19 protein-coding genes and 1 pseudogene are annotated in these 16535 nt (G+C 72.0%); 8 read left to right on the top strand and 12 right to left on the bottom strand.

Features of this window, described 5'->3' with window-relative positions:
* Nucleotides 1–39 precede the first annotated feature (39 nt).
* Both J2S44_RS14285 and J2S44_RS14280 read left to right on the top strand, forming a co-directional pair.
* Nucleotides 40–330, top strand: coding sequence for a transposase (locus J2S44_RS14285; RefSeq protein WP_310413281.1), 291 nt, complete (start codon nucleotides 40–42; stop codon nucleotides 328–330).
* Nucleotides 327–848: pseudogene (locus J2S44_RS14280) on the top strand (IS3 family transposase); the annotation flags it as partial. The gene J2S44_RS14285 and the pseudogene J2S44_RS14280, both read left to right, overlap by 4 nt.
* A 323-nt stretch (nucleotides 849–1171) precedes the next feature.
* Here the strand turns inward: J2S44_RS14280 and J2S44_RS14275 are convergent.
* The 6 genes from J2S44_RS14275 to J2S44_RS14250 all read right to left on the bottom strand — a co-directional run bounded on the left by J2S44_RS14275 (nucleotide 1172) and on the right by J2S44_RS14250 (nucleotide 4550).
* The gene (locus tag J2S44_RS14275; RefSeq protein WP_310413278.1) at nucleotides 1172–1579 is read right to left on the bottom strand and encodes a hypothetical protein; all 408 of its coding nucleotides are present in this window, start codon (nucleotides 1577–1579) and stop codon (nucleotides 1172–1174) included.
* Nucleotides 1579–2238, bottom strand: coding sequence for a hypothetical protein (locus J2S44_RS14270; RefSeq protein ID WP_310413275.1), 660 nt, complete (start codon nucleotides 2236–2238; stop codon nucleotides 1579–1581). Before J2S44_RS14270 ends, J2S44_RS14275 begins: the two co-directional genes overlap by 1 nt.
* Nucleotides 2231–2725 (bottom strand): WXG100-like domain-containing protein, encoded by a 495-nt coding sequence (locus J2S44_RS14265; protein ID WP_310413272.1) that lies wholly within the window; start codon nucleotides 2723–2725, stop codon nucleotides 2231–2233. The genes J2S44_RS14270 and J2S44_RS14265 overlap by 8 nt, the downstream gene beginning before the upstream one ends.
* 34 nt (nucleotides 2726–2759) lie before the next feature.
* Nucleotides 2760–3083 carry a WXG100 family type VII secretion target gene (locus J2S44_RS14260; RefSeq protein ID WP_310413268.1) on the bottom strand — a complete coding sequence of 108 codons (324 nt, stop codon included), beginning with the start codon at nucleotides 3081–3083 and terminating at the stop codon, nucleotides 2760–2762.
* On the bottom strand, nucleotides 3080–3514 hold the full coding sequence (locus J2S44_RS14255) for a hypothetical protein (RefSeq protein WP_310413266.1): 435 nt from the start codon (nucleotides 3512–3514) through the stop codon (nucleotides 3080–3082). Before J2S44_RS14255 ends, J2S44_RS14260 begins: the two co-directional genes overlap by 4 nt.
* A 190-nt stretch (nucleotides 3515–3704) precedes the next feature.
* Nucleotides 3705–4550 carry an alpha/beta fold hydrolase gene (locus tag J2S44_RS14250; RefSeq protein WP_310413263.1) on the bottom strand — a complete coding sequence of 282 codons (846 nt, stop codon included), beginning with the start codon at nucleotides 4548–4550 and terminating at the stop codon, nucleotides 3705–3707.
* Between J2S44_RS14250 and J2S44_RS14245 the strand changes: the two genes are divergently transcribed.
* Nucleotides 4537–5544: a LysR family transcriptional regulator gene (locus J2S44_RS14245; protein ID WP_310413260.1), complete on the top strand. Its 1008-nt coding sequence runs from the start codon at nucleotides 4537–4539 to the stop codon at nucleotides 5542–5544. The genes J2S44_RS14250 and J2S44_RS14245 overlap by 14 nt on opposite strands.
* A 229-nt stretch (nucleotides 5545–5773) precedes the next feature.
* Here J2S44_RS14245 and J2S44_RS14240 read toward each other — a convergent pair whose 3' ends face one another.
* The 3 genes from J2S44_RS14240 to J2S44_RS14230 all read right to left on the bottom strand — a co-directional run bounded on the left by J2S44_RS14240 (nucleotide 5774) and on the right by J2S44_RS14230 (nucleotide 8009).
* A complete protein-coding gene (locus J2S44_RS14240; RefSeq protein WP_310413257.1) occupies nucleotides 5774–6742 on the bottom strand; it encodes a diacylglycerol/lipid kinase family protein in 969 nt (322 codons plus the stop codon).
* A gap of 82 nt (nucleotides 6743–6824) precedes the next feature.
* The gene (locus J2S44_RS14235) at nucleotides 6825–7130 is read right to left on the bottom strand and encodes a hypothetical protein (RefSeq protein WP_310413254.1); all 306 of its coding nucleotides are present in this window, start codon (nucleotides 7128–7130) and stop codon (nucleotides 6825–6827) included.
* 117 nt (nucleotides 7131–7247) lie between these two features.
* On the bottom strand, nucleotides 7248–8009 hold the full coding sequence (locus tag J2S44_RS14230; protein ID WP_310413252.1) for a nitroreductase family protein: 762 nt from the start codon (nucleotides 8007–8009) through the stop codon (nucleotides 7248–7250).
* 445 nt (nucleotides 8010–8454) lie between these two features.
* Between J2S44_RS14230 and J2S44_RS14225 the strand changes: the two genes are divergently transcribed.
* The 4 genes from J2S44_RS14225 to J2S44_RS14210 all read left to right on the top strand — a co-directional run bounded on the left by J2S44_RS14225 (nucleotide 8455) and on the right by J2S44_RS14210 (nucleotide 13199).
* Complete coding sequence (locus J2S44_RS14225; RefSeq protein WP_310413250.1) at nucleotides 8455–9462, top strand: glycosyltransferase family 4 protein; 1008 nt, start codon at nucleotides 8455–8457, stop codon at nucleotides 9460–9462.
* A gap of 106 nt (nucleotides 9463–9568) precedes the next feature.
* Complete coding sequence (locus J2S44_RS14220; protein ID WP_310413248.1) at nucleotides 9569–10681, top strand: glycosyltransferase; 1113 nt, start codon at nucleotides 9569–9571, stop codon at nucleotides 10679–10681.
* On the top strand, nucleotides 10678–11724 hold the full coding sequence (locus J2S44_RS14215; RefSeq protein WP_310413245.1) for a glycosyltransferase: 1047 nt from the start codon (nucleotides 10678–10680) through the stop codon (nucleotides 11722–11724). Before J2S44_RS14220 ends, J2S44_RS14215 begins: the two co-directional genes overlap by 4 nt.
* Entirely contained in the window at nucleotides 11721–13199 is a 1479-nt protein-coding gene (locus J2S44_RS14210; RefSeq protein WP_310413242.1) for a glycoside hydrolase family 130 protein, read from the top strand. Before J2S44_RS14215 ends, J2S44_RS14210 begins: the two co-directional genes overlap by 4 nt.
* A gap of 78 nt (nucleotides 13200–13277) precedes the next feature.
* Here the strand turns inward: J2S44_RS14210 and J2S44_RS14205 are convergent, their stop codons facing one another.
* Nucleotides 13278–13997 (bottom strand): ANTAR domain-containing protein, encoded by a 720-nt coding sequence (locus J2S44_RS14205; protein ID WP_310413239.1) that lies wholly within the window; start codon nucleotides 13995–13997, stop codon nucleotides 13278–13280.
* 62 nt (nucleotides 13998–14059) lie between these two features.
* A complete protein-coding gene (locus J2S44_RS14200) occupies nucleotides 14060–14797 on the bottom strand; it encodes an ANTAR domain-containing protein (RefSeq protein ID WP_310413236.1) in 738 nt (245 codons plus the stop codon).
* An 845-nt stretch (nucleotides 14798–15642) separates the two neighbouring features.
* On the opposite strand from J2S44_RS14200, the gene J2S44_RS14195 reads away from it, so the two are divergent.
* On the top strand, nucleotides 15643–16119 hold the full coding sequence (locus J2S44_RS14195) for a sigma-70 family RNA polymerase sigma factor (RefSeq protein ID WP_310413233.1): 477 nt from the start codon (nucleotides 15643–15645) through the stop codon (nucleotides 16117–16119).
* Between the two features lie 21 nt (nucleotides 16120–16140).
* Here J2S44_RS14195 and J2S44_RS14190 read toward each other — a convergent pair whose 3' ends face one another.
* Nucleotides 16141–16485 carry a hypothetical protein gene (locus J2S44_RS14190; protein WP_310413230.1) on the bottom strand — a complete coding sequence of 115 codons (345 nt, stop codon included), beginning with the start codon at nucleotides 16483–16485 and terminating at the stop codon, nucleotides 16141–16143.
* Nucleotides 16486–16535: the final 50 nt, after the last annotated feature.

Genomic DNA, 16535 nt, shown 5'->3' with positions numbered 1-16535 from the left:
GGACCAAAGTAAAATTGGTTCGCCTGGAGAGGGAGAAAATTGCCACGCCCGAAAAGAACATTCTCATCTGAATTCCGTGAAGAAGCGGTGAAGCTAGTTATCGACAGCTCCCGGCCTATCGCCGTGGTCGCCCGTGAACTCGGAATCGGTGAGGGCACTTTAGGAAACTGGGTCAACACATACCGCCGCGAACACGCCGGCGACGAGCCGCCCCTGAACATCAGTGAAAGAGAACGACTTCGCCAGCTCGAGCGGGAAGCTCGAGAACTGCGCATGGAGAACGAGTTCCTGAAAAAAGCCGCAGCGTACTTCGCCCGGGATCATCGCTGAGCGACACGTTCGAGTTTATCGACGCCGAGTACGCAGCTGCACCACCGAACAATCCCAGCGCGCCCTCCATCGCGCGCATGTGCACATGGCTGAACGTATCCCGATCCGGGTTCTACGAATGGCGGCGGAAAGAACAATCCGCTACCGCGCGCCGCCGCGAAGAGATAAAGGGCTACATCCAGTACTTCTTCGACGCCTCCGACGGCACCTACGGCTACCGGCGTATCCACGCCGACCTGCGCGACCACGGCATCGCCTGCGGCGCCGAACTCGTCCGCGCCCTGATGCGAGAGCTGGGCCTGCAGCCCTGCCAGCCCCGGCCCTGGCGGCACAGCCTGACCGACGCCGGCGACACCCCACACCGAATTCCTGATCTCGTCCACCGCGACTTCACCGCCGATAAGCCGGGGCAGAAACTCGTCGGCGACATCACCTACATTCCCACCTGGCAGGGATGGCTGTTTCTCGCCACGGTCATCGACTGCCACACCCGCGAGGTCATCGGCTGGGCCATGGACGACAACTACCGCGGTCCGCCGGGAGGTGATCCGAGCCGAGACATCCAGGCCCGTTTGTCCACCTGGGCCATCCTGGGGAAATCCTGGCCAACGCGCCGGACAGGCGAGTTTGCGCAGGTCGGAGCCTCTCTATCTCAGATCACCCAGATCTACGAGGGTACGAACCAGGTCCAGCGCATCGTGATGTCGCGGCAGCTGCTGAAGGGCTGAAGAAGGGACCTCTTGCGGGTCGGGTGCCTTATTGCCGGGCGTTGCAGCCCGGCAATAAGGCGTGCTCGGCTGCTCGGCGATCCTCCGGTCTCATCGGCCGGTGAAGTGCCCTGTCACTCCCAGCGGTCGTACGACTCGTACTCGCCGTACTCGTCCTCCAGCCAGCCCAGGTCGCGCCAGGTGCCGCTGCCGTCGAGGCGGCCGTCGAGCTCCAGCTCGATGTAGCTGCCGTCGTGTTCCGCCAGCCGGATCCGCTCGCCACGGCTGTAGAAGAACATCGATACGCTGATGTGCGGCCGGCCGTCGATGGGCTGCATGCCGAGCACGCCGTTCCACGTCAGGCCGAAGCCGGTCGGGGAGGCCGCCGGGCCGCGCACCGACACGGAGAACGCCTCCGCCATCTCGGTGGCGCCGAGCACCTCCACCCGTTGCCGGAGATGCTGGGACAGCGAGTCGGCGATCGCGGCGATCTCCTGACGCCATCGGCCGGTGAAGTCCTGGTTCTCACGGGCGTCGCTCATCAGGGCCAATCCTGTTCTTCCCAGCGCTGGCGATTCGGGTAGATTACCGTGTTCGCCGGGCGCGACTGGACCTCGACGTACGCGGCGTCGTCGGCCCACTTCTCCGGCTTGACGGGCTTCGGGTTCCCGTGTCGGGTGTCGGCCTTGCCGTAGGCGGTGATGACCGAGTCCTTCTTTCCCGCCTCGGTGACGGCGACCGAGCCGTCCTTGTAGTAGATGTCCACCTCGCGGCCGTTCTTGTTGTAGCCGGTGAACGTCCGCTCGGGGTTGTTCAGGATGTCGGCCTGCGTCTCCCGGTCGACGCCGTGCTTCGAGTCGGCGTGACCGGCGGGCCGGCCGGTGGCGGACGGCGGCGCGCCGCGAAGCTCGTCGGGTGCGACCCGGCGCCGGAAGTTGTCGAAGCGGTCCTGGGTGAGGTCGCGCCGCGGGTCGCCGGAGCGGCGCGGCCACGGCGACGGCGTGTCGCGGCCGCCCGGACTGTGCGACGAGTGGCCGCCACCCCGCTTGCCGTCCTTGAAGACGCCGTCGAGCGGTTTCAGGATTCCTTTGGCGACGGCACCAGCGGCCTTGCGCTTGCCGGACGAGTTGCCGTTCGACCTCCCGGACGAGGAGCCGCCCGACGAGGAACCGCCCGACGAGGAACTGCCGCGCCTAGCCATTCAGTACCGCGTCGATCGCCATGCCGAGGAGCTGGTCGAGGATGAACTGCGTCGCGATCTTGAAGATCGGGATCTCCAGCAGCGACGCGCCGAACGTGACCACCGCGGTCGCGATGGCCTGGGCTATCTGGATGGCCAGGATCGTCAGCTGCACGATGACGTTGATCTTCAGGGCGAGGACCACGCCCGCCATCACCATCAGGCCCGCGCCCATGATCTGCGCCCCGGTCTGCGCGTCGGCCAGCTGCGCGGACGGGCCGTCCGCCGCCGCCCACGCGGTCTGGAACGCGGTGATCGTCTCTCCGCGGTTGCTCTGCCAGGCCCCGGCCGCCGCGGCGTCCGCCGCGGCCACGTGACCGCCGATCATGCCGGCCGCGTTCATCCACGACTGGCCCAATTCGAACAGCCGTTCCTCGTCGGCCTCGGGCCAGGTGAAACCCAGCATGCCAAGTACCTCGATCAGTTCAGCGGGCAACTGCAGACCCACTCCGCCCCTCCCCGTGTGGCGTTGTGCCGCCGGACTAGCCCAGCGTCGATCCGATCTGGCCCAACTGCTGCGCGATCTGCTCCTCGACCGCGTCGTACGCGTCGGCCACGACCGCGAGCTGGTAGCTGTAGTCGCCCATCGTGTCCAGATTGGAGTACAGGCAGTTGAACGCCATCGCGTACGCGCCCTGGTACACCTCGCCGATCAGCATGCCCAGGTCGTCACCGCCCCACGGCGCGTCCTCCGCGGCGGTCTCTGCCTCGAGGCGCCCGAAGTCGGCGAGTGCGGCCTGGAAGACGGCTCCGATCCGGTCATCGGTGGCGCGCAACGACTCGGGGTCGACCTCGAAGCCGCTCATCGGCGCGTCTGCTGTTCGATCTGGCGCATCGCGTCGCGCAGACCCTCGGTGATCCGGTTCATCGACCGCATCCCCTGCTCCTGGACCTCCGCCAACCGGGCCGCCAGCTGCGCCGGATCCGCGGCGGACACGGACGCCTCCGCCGCGTTCGCGCCGCGCAGCGACGCCCAGGCCGCGTTCACCGCCTCGATGATCTCCTGTTGCAGTTCGTGCCGGGACATCGACGCGGTACGGTCGTCCAGCAGCAGCCCGACCAGCCGCCCGTCCGCCGCCATCTGCGCCCGCACCTGCCCGTCCGCCGTCAGCCCGACGCCGACCGCGTGCGGATCGTCCAGCATCGACGGCGGCTTCGGCGGTGCGGCGGCCGCGACCTGGGCCCGGGCGCGTTCCAGCAGCTCAGCAAGATCGATACCCGCTCGGTCCGCGCTCATTCCGTCCCCTTCGTCTTCAGCCGCGCCATCGTACGAGAACGCCGCAAACCGATCCGTCGGCTGAGCACGGCCGGCAGCCCGGACCGGACCCGGCCGGTGAGTGGCTTTCTGTCGTGTACCGATCGTGGTGACCGTCTGAGACTGCGACCGCGTCACGTGGTGTCGGCCGCCCTGGCCGGCAGCGGAACGTTCAGCGGCGCCGGTCGACGTCGTCCAGGAAGTCGCCGACGACGGCGAGGAACCGGTCTGGCTCCTCGACGAACGGCATGTGGCTCGAGTGCTCGAAAAGCGCCAACCGGGCGGTGGGCAGCCGCGCGGCAAGGTCGCGGGCCACGTCGGGCGGGATGAGGTCGTAGGTTCCGGTGACGACCAGGGCCGGGACCTCGATCTCACCGAGGCGGGGCGTGACGTCCCAGCCCCGCAGGTTGCCGACCAGCTCGAACGGGCTGGGCCCGTTCATCGCGGTGAACACCTCGGGATGCGCCCGGCGGGCGGCGGCGGTCCGCAGGTAGCCGTCCGGCGGCGGCTGCACGCGGCAGACGTGCTCGGCCATGAACGCCTCCATGAACCGTTGCCCCTGTTCGGTGCTCAGGTCCACTCCGCCGGCGCCGCCGCCGGGGCCGGTCAGCGACGGCTTGGTGTTGCACAACACGAGTGACCGCAGCCCGGCTGGGCGGTGCAGTGCATGTTCCATCGCGAGCATGCCGCCCCATGAGTGCCCGGCGAGGTGGTAGCCGTCATCGAGGCCCACGTGCTCGACCAGCAGCCGAAGTTCGTCGAGGAACAGCGCGACGGTCCAGAAGTCGGCGGGCGCGTCCGGGCGTAGCGACGACCGTCCGTTGCCCACCTGGTCGTACAGGACGACGCGGCGGCCGGAGCGGGAGAGTTCGCCGATCGATTCCACCTCGTCGTGGGTCGCTCCGGGCCCGCCGTGGCAGACGATCACCGGTGTGCGGGGATCGTTCGCGTCGCCGAGGATCCGGTACCAGGTTTCGAGGCCGCGCCAGGACAGCATGCCTTCGTTGCTCACGGTCATGGGCGCCACCGTACGATCGACTTTCTTCACCGTAAAAGACTTAAAATGCAGTAATTTATGCGCCGTGCGCATGAATCTGACGTTGGCGCAGCTGCGCCTCGTGGTTGCGGTGGCCGACTCCGGCTCGTTCACCGATGCCGCCGAACGGGCTCTGATCAGCCAGCCCGCCCTGAGCCGGGCGGTCCAGGACGTCGAGCGCGTGCTCGGCGTCCGCCTGTTCGACCGGACGACCCGTTCGGTCGCGGTCACCGCCGACGGCCGTGAGTTCGTCCGGGTGGCCCGGGAGATCCTCACCGGGGCCGAGAACGGGCTGGCCCGGTTCCAGGCGTACCGCGACGGCCACCACGGCACGGTCACCGTGGGCGCCCTCCCGGCCCTCGCGGCCTGCGTGCTGCCGTTCGCCTGCCGACGCCTCGCCGAGGAGCGACCGGACATCCGAGTTCGCGTGCTCGAGGCCGACGCCATGCAGATCCTCGACCACATCCGCGCCGGCCGGGCCGACATCGCGGTCACCGAAGCGCCGGAGCCCGCCCCCGACCTGCGCATCCAGCCGATCGGTGACGACCGGACCGTCGCCGTGGCCCCCACCGGTCATCCGCTGGCCGCCGCCGCGACCGCCTCCTGGCGGCAGTGGGCACGCCATCCGGTCGTCGCCTACCGCGGCGGCCCACACCTTCCGGCCGGCGTAAAGCCCTCTGTCGCCTACGAGGCCGACACCGCGGCGACCGTGGCGGCCATGGTCGCCGCGGGACTCGGCGTGGCCGCGATGCCGCTCAGCGCGCTGCCGCTCACCAGTCAGGAGTCGATCGCGGTCATCCCGTTGACGCACCCGCTCGTGTCCAGGCCGCTCGCGGTCGTGACGCGCACCGTTCCCGCGATCGCGCCGAGCGCCGAAACCGTGCTCGGCATCCTGCGGAGCGTGCGCTTCGACCCGTTGAGCGGACGAGCACCGGCGCTCGTCGACGTCACGCAGAATGCGCATTCCCGTACGTAGCCTGGGCCGTCACCATGAATCGGCTCGACGGACGGCGCGTGAGGAGTGCAGTCGATTCATGTCGCTGATGCATGGGTGACCGGCGGCCTGCCGTTGCCTCCGGGTCCGACGTCGCCGGTACGACGCGGCTGACGAAGATGTCCTGACGGGGGCCCTCGACGGGACCGACGACGAGTCCGGCACCGCGTGGTTCCGGTATCCGCTTCGGGGGAACGCCGCCGGTGCGGGGTCAGGAGCGTGCGGGTTCGCGGTCGCTGGTGGCGGCGGTGTGGGGGACGGCGTCGATGTCGTGTGCGAGGTCCGGGTCGGTTGCGGGCTGGGGCACACAGAGCAGAAGGGCGTTCGGCCGTACGGTGATCAGCAGTTGGTTGCCCGGCGCGATGAGGTCGCCGTCGAGTTGCCGGGGCTGGACGCGGGTGCTGCGGATGTCGATCCGGGCGGCGGTGAGGATCTCCACGCGGGGCACGGATCTCCGGCGCAGCAGCAGGCCCCAGCCGAGTGTGGCCCAGTGCCAGAGGGTGCGTGGGCTGAGGATGGCGATGTCGAGCAGGCCGTCGTCGGGGCGTGCGTCGTGCAGCAGCCGCATCCCGCCCTGGAGCCGGCCGACGTTGCCGACGATCACCGACCGTGCGCGGCGGTCGAACGGCGGCCGGTCGTCGAGCGTGATCCGGACGCGCATCGGGCGTCCGCGGAGGTGCCGGGCGGCGCCGCCGATGTAGGCGAGCCAGCCGATGTGCCGCTTGGCGGTGGCGTTCGTGGCGTCGAGCATGCTCGCGTCGAAGCCCATGCCGGCCATCACGGCGAAGCTCTGGTCGCCGGTGACGCCGACGTCGATGAGCCGGCGGCCGCCCTGGAGCACCACGTCGAGGCCGACGGCGACGTCGCCGGTGAGCCCGAGGTTGGCGGCGAGCAGGTTGCCGGTGCCGGCGGGCAGCACGGCCATGGCGACGCCGGTCCCGGCGAGCGCGGTGACGCAGGCCATGACGGTGCCGTCACCGCCGCAGACCAGGACGATCTCGGCGCCGGCCCGGACCGCGGCGGTGGCCTGGCCCGCGCCGGGGTCGTCGACCGTGGTCTCCAGCCACAACGGTGCCGGCCAGCCCGCGGCGGTGAGCGAGTCGGTGATCGTGCGGCGTAGCGAGTCGAGGTCGGGCACCTTGGCCGGGTTCACGACGACAGCGGACAGGGGTGTGTGCATACCGGGCCTCACCTGGTCGAAATGGAGTGCGCGGCCGCCGCCTGCCCGGAGTCCGTCCGGGCGGCGGCAGCCGTCGTGCCGATCAGGCGTCCGTGCCGCCGCGCCGCCCGGCCTTCGCCAGGCCGCGGCTGAGCATGTATCCGATGGTCAGCAGCGCGACGTAGAACCAGGCCTGGTCGGCGCGGAACGGGTCACCGGAGCCGGCGTCCCCGCCGGTGATCGCGGAGGCGAGCAGAACACCCACCACGACCACGGCGTACGCGATGAACTCCGTGGTGCGGTAGGCCGGCTTGGTCCTGGCCCGGCCGCGGGGGGTGCCCTTGACCGAGGTGATGCCGGCGGGCGTCTCGTGGTCGTGCTGGGTGGCGCCGAAGGTGGAGCTGGTCATGATGTCTCCGAAGGCAGGTGGTGCACGGACCCGAGGTGGGTCTTCGCCGGCGGGTGTCCGGGCCGGCACCGTCCGCGACGGGAGAGGCCGTGTGCTGCTGCGGCTGTCGACCGGGGGTTACCCCTGCCGGTCCCCGGCCAAACCGGCCGTGGCCGGCGGGCCGGCCGCGTCCTGCCGCAGACGCACCACGAGGTACGGGAAGCCCAGCTCGGGAACCGTGCGGCGCAGCGGCTCGGGGTCGTGCCCGAGCATCTCGACCGTCACCCCGAGCCCGCCGGCCACCAGCGTGCCGGCGGACAGGGCCTCGCCGGCGTGCAGCCAGTCGAGGTTGCGATCCTGCGGGCCGTGCAGCACGGCGAGGACGGCGCCGGGTTCACCCGTGAGCGCGCCGGCCTGGTCCGGGCTGAGCAGCGCGAGACCGACGTGCTGGGTCTCGAAGGCGGTGACCACGGTCCGCAGGTGCGCCGGCTCGATCGGGCCGCCGTCGGCTGCCGGCGGACCCGGGTGCTGCCGGATGGCGCCCGCCAGTTCCGTGGTGTCCGCGCTGACCGGGGCGGGGCCGTCGAGGCGCAGGCGGGCCAGGTGTGCCGGGGTGTCGCCGTCGGGCTGCCGGGTCACCGTGACTCGCCAGCCCTGGGCGGCGAGCGTCAACCGGGCGTGGTGCAGTGCCGCGCCGCAGCTGATCATGGTGCGCCGCCCGGTGGGCTCCCGGCCGTGCTCGATGAAGAGGTCGAGCAGACCGCTGCTCACCCGCCAGCGCCACGGCTGGACCCGATCGGTGGTGGGTGCCCGTCCGGCGGCGACGATGGCCCGGCGGAAGGTCTCGTTCGCGATGCCGTGGTCGACCGGACGCACCGCGCCGGTCGGGACCGGGCTCATCGGGCGGCCTGCACCGGTCGGGTGCTGGAGGGGCGGTGAAAGGACATCGGTGACTTCCGATCGTCGGGACCGCCGCGGGCGCGGGGCCCAACCCGGGGGCGCGGGCGAGGACGAGGTCCACCGAGGTCGGTGAGGCGTGCCGCCGGCGGCGGCAGGAGCCGATGGCAGAGCATCGGACGCCTCCCATGCTACGCGCACCCGGCGAGGCACGGTCCCGGCGAGCGCTCGGCGAGCCGCGGCCGAGTCCGCCCCGGACGCTGCGGGCCCGGTCGGGCGCGCCGGTCGCGGGCGGGTGGTGCGGGGGCGTACGGTGGGTGGGTCACCCGGGTCCCCGGTGGCCGCCCATCCGCCGCCACCTGTCCCGATGCGCCTCCCGATCCGGGATCGTCGGCCGAGATCGCCCACGAGGAGCATCGATGACGATTGCCCGCATGCCAGGACGCCGGTGAGGGTCGCCCTTATCGGCCCGATCGCCTGGCGGACCCCGCCGCTGCACTACGGCCCGTGGGAGCAGATCACCGGTCTGCTGGCCGACGGGCTGACCGCGCGCGGTGTCGAGGTGACGTTGTTCGCCACGCGTGACTCGGTCACCACGGCGGCGCTGGACGGGGTCGTGCCGCACGGTTACGCGGACGACTCCCTCCTGGACGGACGGGTGCAGGAGGCGCTGCACGTCGCGCACGCACTGAGCCGCTCGGCCGAGTTCGACCTGGTGCACAACCACCTCGACTGGCTGCCACTGGCCTTCGCCGCGCACTGCCGGGCGCCGATGCTGACCACCGTGCACGGATTCTCCGGACCGGGCATCCTGCCCGCCTACCGGGCCGCGCGCTCCGCCTACGTGTCGATCTCCGACGCGGACCGGGTGGCCGGGCTCGACTACGCCGCCACCGTGTATCACGGTGTCGACCTCGCCGGGCTGCCGTTCACCGCGGCACCGGGTGACGGGCTGGTCTCGTTCGGCCGGATCCACCCGGACAAGGGCACGCACACGGCGATCGAGATCGCCCGCCGAGCCGGTCGCCGGCTCACGATCGCCGGCATCGTGCAGGACGAGCGCTACTTCGCCGAGCTGGTGGCGCCGCACATCGACGGCGACCGGGTGGTGTTCCTCGGCCCGGTCGGGCCCGCGGACCGGCCGCGGGTGCTCGGCACCGCGGCCGCGCTGCTGCATCCGATCGCGTTCGACGAACCGTTCGGACTGTCCGTGGTGGAGGCGATGGCGTGCGGCACGCCGGTCGTCGCGTACGCCCGGGGCTCGATGCCCGAGGTCGTCGACGAGGGGCTGACCGGCGTGCTCGTCGACGACGTGGACCGGGCCGTCCAGGCGGTCGGCCGGGCCGTCGCGCTGGACCGGGCCCGGTGCCGGGACCGTGCCCGGGAGCGCTTCGGCGCCGACCGGATGGTCACCGACTACCTGGCCGTCTACGACCGGCTCGCCCGGCACCCGTAACGCCCACGCGCCACATCCGCCGGTTCGCCCGGCACCCGTAACGCCCACGCGCCGCATCCGCCGGCGCGACGGCGCACCCGAACGACTCAGGAAGGTCGATCACCTCATGCGTACCTACGGTTTTCTCAGCACCCACCCGCCGACCCGGTGCGGACTCGCCACCTTCAACGCCGCGCTGGCCGCGGAGCTCGACGGCGGGATCGTGCGGGTTCTCGACGGCAGCATCGCGGGGCAGGCGCCGCCGGGTGTCGTGCACACCTGGTCGTCGCGGTCGCGCGGTGGCTGGCCGGCGGCGGCCGCCGCGCTGGACGGGTTCGACGTGGCGATCGTCCAGCACGAGTACGGCATCTACCCGGGTGCGGACGGCGAGGAGGTGCTGCCGCTGCTGCGCCGGTTGACCGTGCCGAGCATCGTGGTCCTGCACACCGTGCTCACCCATCCGTCCGAGCGCCAACGCTCGCTGCTGACCCAGATCGTCGGCGCGGCCGGCGCGGTGGTCACGATGACGCACACGGCCCGGGAGCGGCTGCTGGCCGGATACCCGGTGGATCCGTCGAAGGTGACGGTCATCCCGCACGGCACCGCCGGTCCGGTCGGTGGTCCGGCCGCCCGCCGGGAGCGGCCGCACCTGCTCACCTGGGGGCTGATCGGCCCCGGTAAGGGCATCGAGTGGACGCTGCGGGCGCTGGCCCGGCTGCGGGACCTGGAGCCGGCGCCGACCTACACGGTGGCGGGCCGGACCCATCCGAAGGTGCTCGAGCTGCACGGGGAGGCGTACCGGGCGGGTCTGCACCAGCTCGGCGCGGAACTCGGCGTCGCGCACACGGTGGACTACCAGCAGGTCTATCACGACCAAGCCGCGCTCGGCGCGCTGATCCGTTCGGCGGACGTGGTGGTGCTGCCCTACGATTCCCGCGAGCAGGTCACCTCGGGCGTGCTGATCGAGGCGGTGGCGGCCGGGGTGCCGGTGGTGGCGACCCCGTTCCCGCACGCGGTGGAGCTGCTCACCGACGGGCCGGGCCTGCTCGTGCCGTACCGCGATCCCAAGGCGCTGGCCAAGGCGATCCGGCGGCTGCTGACCGTGCCGGGGCTGGCGGCCCGGCTGTCCCGGAACTCCGGTGCGCAGCTGCGCTGGCCGGCGGTGGCGCGCGGCTATGCCGAACTGGCCGACCGGCTGCTGGCCGCGCGCCCGGGAACGGTCGGAGCGGCGGCGGCATGACCGTCAGCATGCTCGGTCCGCCGTCGACCGCGCCCGCGCCCACGTTCGCCCACCTGGTCCGGCTCAGTGACGACACCGGCCTGTTCGAGCACGCGCGGCACGGGGTCGTCCGGCGCGGGCACGGCTACTGCACCGACGACGTGGCCCGCGGGCTGGTCGTCACCGCCCGGGAGCCGGAACCGTCCGCCACGGTGACCGGGCTGACCGAGCGTTACCTCGGGTTCCTCACGCACGCGCAGGCCGCCGACGGCACGTTCCACAACCGGCTCGGGTACGACCGGCGCTGGCGTGACGAGCCGGGGCTCGGCGACTGGTGGGGCCGGGCGATCTGGGGCCTCGGCACCGCCGCCGCTCGCAGCCCGGCGCCGTGGGTCCGGGAGGAGGCGAGGACGGCGTTCGCCCTGGGCGCGGCGCGGCGCTCGCCGGCTCCGCGCGCGATGGCGTTCGCCGGCCTGGGCGCCGCCGAGGTCCTGCGGGCCGATCCCGGCGATCCCGTCGCGGGCGCGCTGCTGTCCGACGCCGCGCGCGCGGTCGTCGGCGGCGCCCCGCCGTACCCACTGATGGGTGTCGACTGGTTCTGGCCGGACGATCGGCTCACCTATGCGAACGCGGCGCTCGCCGAGGTGGTCATCGCGGCGGGCCGGTACGACGGCGACGCGTCGCTGCTCGCCACCGGGCTGCGCATGCTCGGCTGGTTGCGGGATCTGCAGACCCGGGACGGCCGGCTGTCGGTGGTGCCGGTCGCGGGCTGGCGGCGCGGTGGGCCCCGGCCCCGGTACGACCAGCAGCCGATCGAGGTCGCGGCGCTCGCGGACGCGTGCGTGACCGCGGCCGGCGCGACCGGCGACCCGAGCTGGGAGGTGACTCTCCGGCGGTGCGTCGGCTGGTTCCTCGGCGAGAACGACGCCGGCGCGCCGATGTGGGATCCGGAGACCGGCGGTGGCTTCGACGGGCTGACCGCCGCCGGGCCGAACCTCAATCAGGGCGCCGAGTCGACGCTCGCGTTCGTCGCCACGCTGCAGCACGCCCGGCGGTGGTCATGAGCGGCGACCTCGCGATCCGGCTCGATCACACGCTGGTGCCGGATCCGCGGCGGGTCGTCGTCAAGCTCTTCGTCCCCGGTGAGGACGCGGCCGTGGTCCGGACCCGGGCCCAGTCGCTGATCGACCGCATCGCGCTGCTCGGCGAGCTGGAGGGCAGCGATCTGCTGCGGTCCGTGACGGACCGCTTCGGCGATCGGCACGACGATCTGGAGAACACCTTCCTGCACCACTACGACCTGGTCCGGCACCGGATCGCCCATCCGGGGGAGCTGTCCCGCACGGCCCGGATCCTGGTCGGCGCCTACTTCAGCCACGAGTACGCGGTCGAGGCGGCCGCGCTGTGCAATCCGTCGATGGTGGCGCATCCGGACCAGAGCGGTCTGCACGCCGGGAGCCTGCGGGTCGCGGTCAGCCTGCGCCAGATCGGCGAGGGCCATCTGTCGTCGATCGGATTCGCCACCGCGGTCCTCGGTCCCGGTCGGCGGCTGACCGTGGCGGACCGGTCCGGGCCGCTGGTGCTCGGGCGGCGCACCACCGCCCGGCAGCACCGCGACCTGCTGGCCGCCGGCCTGGACGAGAGCGGCTGCGACAACGAGATCTCCGCGACCGTCCTGGACCTGCTGCCGGAGCGATACGACGACGCCACGTTCGAGCGGGTCCTCGCCGGCCTGCCGACGGACCTGATCAGCCGCAGCGCCGGCCCGGCCACCGTGGAACTGATCCGCCGGATCCGGTCCGACAGCTACGCCACGGACTTCCCGGCTGAACCGAGCCTGGAGCGGCGCGTGCTCTGGCCGGCCACGCCACCGGAGAGCAACGGCATGGAGGATGCCCGGTTCGTGCTCTACGCGGGGCCGGACGGGCCGGTCTACCGGGCCACCTACACCGCTTACGACGGTCGGCGGATCGCCGGGCGGGAGCTGGCCAGCACCGACCTGCGGCACTTCGAGATCAACCCGATGCGCGGGCCGGGCGCCGCCAACAAGGGGGTCGCGCTCTTCCCCCGGCCGGTCGGCGGGCGGCAGCTCGCACTCTGCCGCTCCGACGGCGAGACCATCGGCCTGTCCACGATGGACGAGCTGAGCCGGTGGCGGGCGCCGGTGCCGTTGCACACGCCGCGGCACAGCTGGGAGCTGATCCAGGTGGGCAACTGCGGCTCGCCGATCGAGACCGAGGCCGGCTGGCTGGTGCTCACGCACGGCGTCGGACCCATGCGGCGGTACGCGATCGGCGCGCTCCTGCTGGATCTGGACTACCCGGAGCGGGTGATCGGCGAGCTGTCCGACGCGCTTCTCGCCCCGGACGCGACCGAGCGCGACGGGTACGTGCCCAACGTCGTCTACTCGTGCGGGGGCATCGTCCACGACGGCGACCTGTGGCTGCCCTACGGCGCGAGCGACGCCCGGGTGGGTTTCGCCACCGTCGAGCTCGCCGCGTTGCTCGCCGCGATGAGCCCACCGCCGGGCCGGGAATGACGGCGGCGCGCCGGGGCTGACCGCGGCCGAGTCGAAGCTGACCGCGGCCGGGCCGGGACCTGGCGTCGGTGCGCCCGGTCAGGCCGTCGGTTCCCCGGCGATGGTCGCGGTTCCCTCCACGATGGCCTCGGCCAGGTTGGACAGCCGCTGATTGCTTCGCCGGGCCTGCGCGCGCATCATCGTGAACGCCTGTGCCATGTCGACCGCGTGGCGCTCCGCCACCACGCCCTTGGCCTGCTCGATCAGCACCCGGCTGTTCAGCGCCGTCTGCAGCTGCTCGGTGAGCGTGTCGCGGCGCCGGATGGCGCGATGCTGCAACAACCCGATGGTGGCGATGTCGGCGAGCGCCTGGCCGAGACGCTGCCGGGTCCGGTCGAGCGTGCCCGGCCGGACGTCGAACAGGTTCAGCGCGCCGATCACCTCGTTGCGCAGGCGCATGGGCAGCGCGTGCACGGACACGAAGCCGGCCTCGGCGGCTCGCGCGGTGAACGCCGGCCAGGACGAGGTGGTGGTCAGGTCGGCGGCGGACACGGCCTCGCCGGTGCGGAAACAGTCCAGGCACGGACCCGCGTCGGACTGCAACTGGAACAGCTCCAGCAGCCGGGTCCGCTCCGAGGACGCGGCCACCACCTGCAGGCTGCCTTGATCGTCGGTCAGCAACAGCCCGGCCGCCGAGACGTCGAGCACCTGCACGCAGCGTTCCGTCAGCACGTGCAGGAACTCGGCCATGTCGAAGTCGTCGACGAGCGTGTCCGCCAGCTCGACGAACACGTCGGTCAGGGCGATGTCAGCAGCCATGCTCACTCAACCTCGTCACAGTAGATCTTCGTGTGCGCTGGGAACGGCGCGTGCCGTCCCGGTCAGTTGTCATCCGGATTTCCCCCGGTTCCGGCGTCGAACCTCAGCCGTCGGTTCACCACGTCCCGTGCCACGTCGCGCAGCCGCCGGTCGTGGGCGAAAGCGTAGGCGCGCAGCCGGGCGAAGGCGACCGCGGCGGTGACCCCGAGCTGCACGGTGATCATGCCGGTGGCCTGGTGCACCTCGGGGTGTCGCGGACCGTCCCAGGGACGCGGCGGGTCGCCGGGCAGCTCCGGCCCGCCCGGGACGGCCTTGGCGGAGTCGAGCAGCAGCAGGCAGGCCGCGTCCGCGAGGGCGAGGGCGTCGCTGAGCTGCTCGCCGGCCAGCCCGCCCGGCTGCTGCCGGTAGAGGTTCATGCTGCCCAGCCGGATGCCGCCGATCCGCAACGGCAGCGAGAAGACCGCGCGCACGCCGGCGGCCACGGCGGCCGGCGTGAAGACCGGCCAGCGGGCCGCGTACTCCGCCGTGGCGAGGTCTGGAACGAGGACGAGTGAGCCGGCGCAGGCGTCCGCACAGGGCCCCTCACCGACCGTCAGCGCCATCTCCTCGACGGCCGAGGCGAGGGTGTCGCTGGCGAACAGCATCTCGCGCGGGGTGCTGGTGAGCCACAGGACGAGCGCCACGCTGTCGGTGCCGGCCACGGACGCCGCCACGCGGCTGACGTGCCCGACGGTGATCGGCGTGCCGTCCGCGAGCGCAGCCACCCGGGTCCACAGGAATACGCGACGTTCCGTGTTCATCGCGGCACCCGATGTGACGGAACCGGGTGGGTCGGGGCAACCGGGCCCATGGATGCCGCCTCCGATACCTCGCCCGTCATGAGGCCGTGACGTCGAATGACGCAGGGAGGAGAGTGGTGATTCCTCGACGGCGGTTGCGCCAACCCTACGCCCCCGGAATCTCGGGTACGAGGAAGCGCGGTACCCGATCGTTGCGGATGCTCACCAAGGGGATGTGTTCCATCACCGAGCGACGTATGCTGGGCGGGCCACCCCGGACCCCGGTGACAGAGTTCGCACCACCATGGATGCGCCTGTCCCGGAGAGAGCCGATGTCGATGGCACACCCGCGCCGATTCCCGCAACCGCATGACGCCGTTCCACCACGCGGTACGGCGCTACCGGAGACGTCGCGCCCGGCCGGGCTGCCACGGCGGACCGGAGAGCCGAGCGGTGCCCGTCGACGGCGATCGGCGGCACCGATCCGTCCGGCGTGGTCGCCGTCATCGGTCTGATCGCATCTCCACGCACCACGACGCCATGGCTCACCGGGGTTGCGGAACGTCGCCGGAGCGGTGCGGATGTACCTGGCGCGACGCGCCGCCGATCGACGGTCCGCCGCGTGACGAGACCGGCGCCGGCCGCGGGCGAATGACTTTGCTCAAGCAAGGGGGAGGCGGGCTCCGGACAGCGATGTCCGGAGCCCAGCCCCCCTTTTTTTGGTCACCGTGGGTGCCCGTCCGGGTGATCACCCGCGTGGTCGACTGCGACCCGGACTCCCCGGTGCCTACCTGGACGGGTCCTGAAAGGCCGCTCCGGACCCCGGCGGTTGTCTCGTGCAGAAGATTTGACCGCGGGAGAACCGAATGATGTCCTCGTTCCGCTGCGAGCCGTCCGCCGACGTGTGCGATCGACTGCTGAGGCGTGTCGCCGAACGCGACCGGATCGCCTTTCGCGGCCTCTACCGCCAACTGGTCCGCGCGGTGTTCCGGCAGGTCGGCGAGGAGCTCGGCAACACGGCGTCGGCGGTGGCGGTCACCAAGGCGGTGTTCGTCGAGGTGTGGAGCCGCGCGCCGGTGCACGCCGCGGGGCACGGTGCCGAGGCCATCGGCTGGGTGCGGGCCATCGCCGCGCGCCGGGCGGCGGAACGGTCAATGATCGACGCGTTACGGTCGGCGCCGGACGATCACGACGCGCGTGCCGGCCGCGAGTTGACGGCGGCCCTGGACGGCGGCGAGTTGACGGTAACCCTGGACGACGCCGAGTTCGCCGGTGCGCGGACGCGCGTGGGCCGGTGGGCCGGGTGCGGTCGGCATCGGCCGCACGGCGAACCCCGCACCTGACGTCCCGGACCCGGCACCGTCCTACAGGTACTGCCCGCTCGCCGCGCTGTCCTGGCCGGCCACCCGGACCGACACCACGTTGGCCAGATTGATGAGTACGGCGTTCTCGTCCGCCGCCCGGTCGTACCTGGCGCGGGTGAGAACCAGGGTGCGGCGCTCGTCCAGGGCTCGGGTGATCGCCTCGATCGCCTCGTCCGGGCCGGAGAAGTCACTGGTCAGCACGGAGACATCCTCACCGCCCACCGGATGGAACCGGATGATCATTTCAGCGTTGTCGGACACGGTCGTCTCCTTCCGGACCGGCCGGATCGCGACCGCCGCTCGGTGCGGCTCGCGCGGATCGTCGCCGGTCACGTTCTCCGTCATTCCCGACGGTACTGCGCGCGCCTCGCCCGGAGGGCCCCGAAGGGCCGTCC

The organism is Catenuloplanes niger (genome assembly GCF_031458255.1).
Lineage (GTDB): Bacteria > Actinomycetota > Actinomycetes > Mycobacteriales > Micromonosporaceae > Catenuloplanes > Catenuloplanes niger.
The sequence above is the reverse complement of the archived record's forward strand: the minus strand, read 5'-3'. Positions and strand labels throughout refer to the sequence as shown.